This is a genomic window from Mesorhizobium sp. M8A.F.Ca.ET.021.01.1.1 (assembly GCF_003998025.1).
Classification (GTDB): Bacteria; Pseudomonadota; Alphaproteobacteria; order Rhizobiales; family Rhizobiaceae; genus Mesorhizobium.
Genome location: NZ_RZSJ01000544.1, coordinates 1 through 4,143, shown reverse-complemented (window position 1 = coordinate 4,143; position 4,143 = coordinate 1). Strand labels below are relative to the sequence as shown.

General features: G+C 62.8%; 4 protein-coding genes. All 4 read left to right on the top strand.

Annotated features, from left to right (window positions below):
• Positions 1-1,157, top strand: a 1,157-nt coding sequence (locus tag EOA36_RS29365) for a lipopolysaccharide biosynthesis protein (RefSeq protein ID WP_145969365.1), incomplete at its 5' end; no start/stop codon positions are given.
• A complete protein-coding gene (locus tag EOA36_RS29360) occupies positions 1,157-2,437 on the top strand; it encodes a GNAT family N-acetyltransferase (RefSeq protein ID WP_127280482.1) in 1,281 nt (426 codons plus the stop codon). The genes EOA36_RS29365 and EOA36_RS29360, both read left to right, overlap by 1 nt.
• A 196-nt stretch (positions 2,438-2,633) precedes the next feature.
• Positions 2,634-3,740, top strand: a complete 1,107-nt coding sequence (locus EOA36_RS29355) for a DegT/DnrJ/EryC1/StrS family aminotransferase (protein ID WP_189522247.1) — start codon at positions 2,634-2,636, stop codon at positions 3,738-3,740.
• The coding region (locus tag EOA36_RS29350; protein WP_189553408.1) for a glycosyltransferase at positions 3,737-4,143 on the top strand (407 nt) is incomplete at its 3' end. The genes EOA36_RS29355 and EOA36_RS29350, both read left to right, overlap by 4 nt.

The window sequence follows — 4,143 nt, the reverse complement described above, 5'->3', positions numbered from 1 at the left end:
GGGTGACGATGGTCATCGTCGGCAATCTCGCCTGCCTCGGCTTCCACACATCGGTCATCCGCTTCATTCCCGAATACCGCGAGCGCGGCCTGATGGAGGAATTGCGCGGCATCGTCGTGGCCAGCCGTCTGTTCGTGCTGATCGCCTCGACACTGATCGCGGGCCTTGGCGCCCTCGGTGTCTGGCTGGCCGCACCCTGGATTGAAAACTACTACGTGATACCGTTCATCCTCGGTGTCATCTGCCTGCCGATGATTGCGCTGTCGGATTTGCTGCAGGGGCTGGCGCGTGCCAATTCATGGGCATTGTTCGCGCTGTCGCCGACCTACCTGATACGGCCGGTACTGATCCTGCTGTTCATGGCGCTGATGCTTTGGGCAGGTTACGCCCCCGACGCGCGGACGGCGATCTTCGCCTCGATCGCCGCCACCTACGTCACCACGCTGTCTCAGTTGATCGGCGTTACCCAGCGCATGGAAAGGCAGATTCCAGCCGGCCCGATGAAAGTGCATTTCGCGCAATGGTTCGTCGTTTCGCTGCCGATCTTCCTGGTCGAGAGTTTCTTTTTCCTGCTCACCAATGCCGATGTGCTGATGGTCGGCGCCTACATGGATCCCAACGACGTCGCCGTCTATTTCGCTACGGTCAAGACGCTGGCGCTGGTGCATTTCGTCTATTTCGCGGTCAAGGCCGGCGTCGCCCAGCGCTACGCGCAGTTCACCCATGGCGAGCCGGAAAAGCTTGCCGCCTTCGCCCGCGAGACGGTGTCGTGGACGTTCTGGCCCTCGCTGCTGATGGCGTTCCTGGTGCTGGCGCTCGGCGAACCGATGCTGGTGCTGTTCGGCCCGGAATTCACCTCTGGCTATCCGCTCCTGTTCCTGCTCGTCTTCGGCGTCGTGGCGCGCGCCGCCGTGGGTCCCTGCGAAAGCCTGCTCACCATGAGCGGCAACCAGAATGTCTGCGCCGCCGTCTATGCCATGACACTGGCCTTCAACATCGGGCTCAACGTGGTGCTGATCCCGCTTTTCGGCCTGTGGGGCGCGGCCATGGCTACCGCCTTTGCCATGATCTTCGAGGCCAGCGCGCTGTCCTTCACGGTCTGGCGCAAGCTCGGCATCGTCATGGCGATCTTCGTGCCAGCCAAAGGAGCCGCATGATGGCCGCCATCCCCTTGCTCGAGGAAACCAGCGGCGGTCCCGCCGGCGCCATGGTGTCCGGCCTTGCCGGGCTGGCGCGCGACGCTGATCCCGCCCATATCGAGATCCTCGCCAACAACCGGCCCGAGCGCAAACTCGCCATCTACCCGGCATCGGCCGGCTTCGACCTCGTCGAGGAACTCGACTATCTCTGCGCCCGCACGATCGAGCCGAACGTCTTCTTCAACCCGCGTTTCCTGGCGCCGGCCATGCCCCGCCTGGAAGACCGCGAGGTGCGTCTTGCCGTGATCCGCGACGGTGATGAATACCGCAACCGGCTGCGCCTGCTGGTGCCGATCTCGGTGGAACGGCCGGTGATACCGCTGGGCGTGCCGGTCATGCGCACATGGTCGAGCCCGTTCGGCCCGCTCGGCACGCCGCTGATCGATCGCGACGATCCGGTCGGCGTGGTCGAGGATTTCTTCTCGATGCTGTCGCGCCCGCATCTCAAGCTGCCGAAAGTCCTGGTCCTGCCTGACATCAGGCTCGACGGTCCGGTGGCGAGCCTGATCGGCACCGTGGCCGAGACGCGCGGCCTGATGCTGGTCACCACGGGCCAGATCTCACGCCCCGTGCTGGAGAGCGAACTCGACGGCGACGATTATCTGAAGGCTTCGCTGAGCGCGCACCATTACCGCGAGTTCCGCCGCCTGAAGCGGCGCCTCGGCGATCTCGGCAAGCTCGAGCATGTCGTGGCACGCGGCCCCGAGGAGATCCGCCACGCCATCGAGCACTTCCTGACGCTGGAAGCGTCCGGCTGGAAAGGCCGCGAGCGCACCGCCATGGCCATCGACCGCTTCCGCGCCGCCTTTGCCCGCGAGGCGGTGCATCGGCTCGCCGAACAGGACATGTGCCGCATCCATTCGCTGACGCTGGACGGCCGCACCATCGCTTGCCTGATCGTCTTCGTCGAGGCCGGCGTCGCCTACACCTGGAAGACCGCCTATGACGAGACGCTGGCCGTCTATTCGCCCGGCACGCTGCTGATGATCGAAGTCACCAGGCAGCATCTCGACGACCCCAACATCATGATGACCGATTCCTGCGCCGTGCCCGATCACCCGGTGATGAGCCGGCTATGGAGCGAGCGCAAGCCGGTCGGCACATTGGTGATCGGGTTGACCAGGGATGCCGACCGTCTCGCCCGCCAGGCCGCCTCGCAACTGCATCTCTACCGCGAGACCCGCAACATGGCGCGCCTGCTGCGCAACCGGATGAAGACTTTGCTGCGGCGACGGTAAGGGGTCCGTCGGGACGAGCTCGGCTGCGTTCAATCAGCTTGTCCCACAGCCGGCGTATCGCGTTCCGCAATGAAGGTCGCGGTTCTCGGCAGCAGCATTAATTCAGCTTGCCAAGAGTTGTGTCCAGCGATCACTCTCGAAGTGAAAAACAGATTCAGCCATTGAGTCGCCGATGACGAAACAAGATTCCGTCCCGATGAACGACCTCAAGCGGCTGTACCAACGATACCAGGTCGAAATTGAACGTGAAGTAACAAGCACACTGCGCTCCGGATGGTGGCTCAATGGCGCGATGGGCAAGAAATTCGCCGCCAACTTCGCAGGCTTCATCGGCGTCTCGGATTGCGTCCTTGTGGCCAACGGAACGGACGCTCTCGAACTGGCCTTGGCCGCGGCTGTCGGGCGCAATGGCGCTCGGGGACGCGAAGTCATCACGGCTGCCAATGCCGGCGGCTACGCAAGTTGCGGCTGCTGGCACAACGACCTTGTCCCCCACTATGTCGACATCGATGCAGCCAGCCAGTTGATCAGCGTTTCATCGGTGCTGGCCGCGGCCAGCACGGACACCGCCGCCATCGTCGTCACGCATCTTTATGGCGGCGTCGTCGATGTCGGCGCCCTCAAAAGCGCACTTGCCGAGGCCGGCCTCTCACATATTCCGATCGTGGAGGATTGTGCGCAGGCACATGGCGCACGCATCGGCGGGCGCGTGGCGGGTTCGCTCGCGGACGTGTCCACTTTCAGCTTCTACCCAACCAAGAATCTCGGCGCGGCGGGTGATGGCGGCGCTATTTTGACGTCCGACCCGGCGATTGCCGAACATGTGCGGCGGCTGCAGCAATATGGCTGGGTGGCAAAATATCATGTCGGCGTACCCCATGGCCGGAATTCCCGCATGGATGAGGTCCAGGCGGCCGTTCTTGATGTCTTTCTGCGTGATCTGGGCGATAGAAACGAACGACGCCGTGCTATTCTGGGCCGCTACAAGTCGGCGGCCAGGCGGCGGCTGCAATTCGTGGAAGGCGGTGACGGCGCGGTCGCGCATCTTGCCGTCGCCTTGTGCGACGAGCGCGATGCGTTCAGGATTTTCATGAAGGAGCATGGCGTCGATACCGAGATCCATTACCCCGTCCTTGACTGCGATCAGGTCGGCTGGGCAGGACTGCCGATGAAAGGAACCGAAGATCTGGTGGTCTCACGGGCCAGCGTCAACCGTCTCTGCACCGTGCCGTGCTATCCCGACATGACGTATGACGAGGTCGGCCAAGTCTGTCTGGCACTCGCCCAATGGGAGGCAATGTGACGACACGCTCGATCGTTTTTCCGATCTACCGCAATCAGGCGAATATCCCCTCCCTGATGCAGGCGGTCGCCAATTTTCATGCCAGGTATGAGGGCGATATCGAGTTCGTCTTTGTCATCGATGGGTCGCCGGATGAATCGGGGCCCTTGCTTCTCAATGCGCTGAAGACCTCTGGCTTCGACTACAAGATCATCTTTCACAGCCGGAATTTCGGCTCTTTCACCGCCATTCGAACCGGTCTCGAACATGCTTCTGGCGAGCATGTCGCCGCCATGGCCGCCGACCTGCAGGAGCCGCCGGAACTGATCGTGGAGTTCTTCTCGATCCTGGAGAAGGATGGGGCCGACGTCGTATTCGGGCGCAGGACGGGTCGCAATGATCCGCCGATAACGCGGGTTTTGTC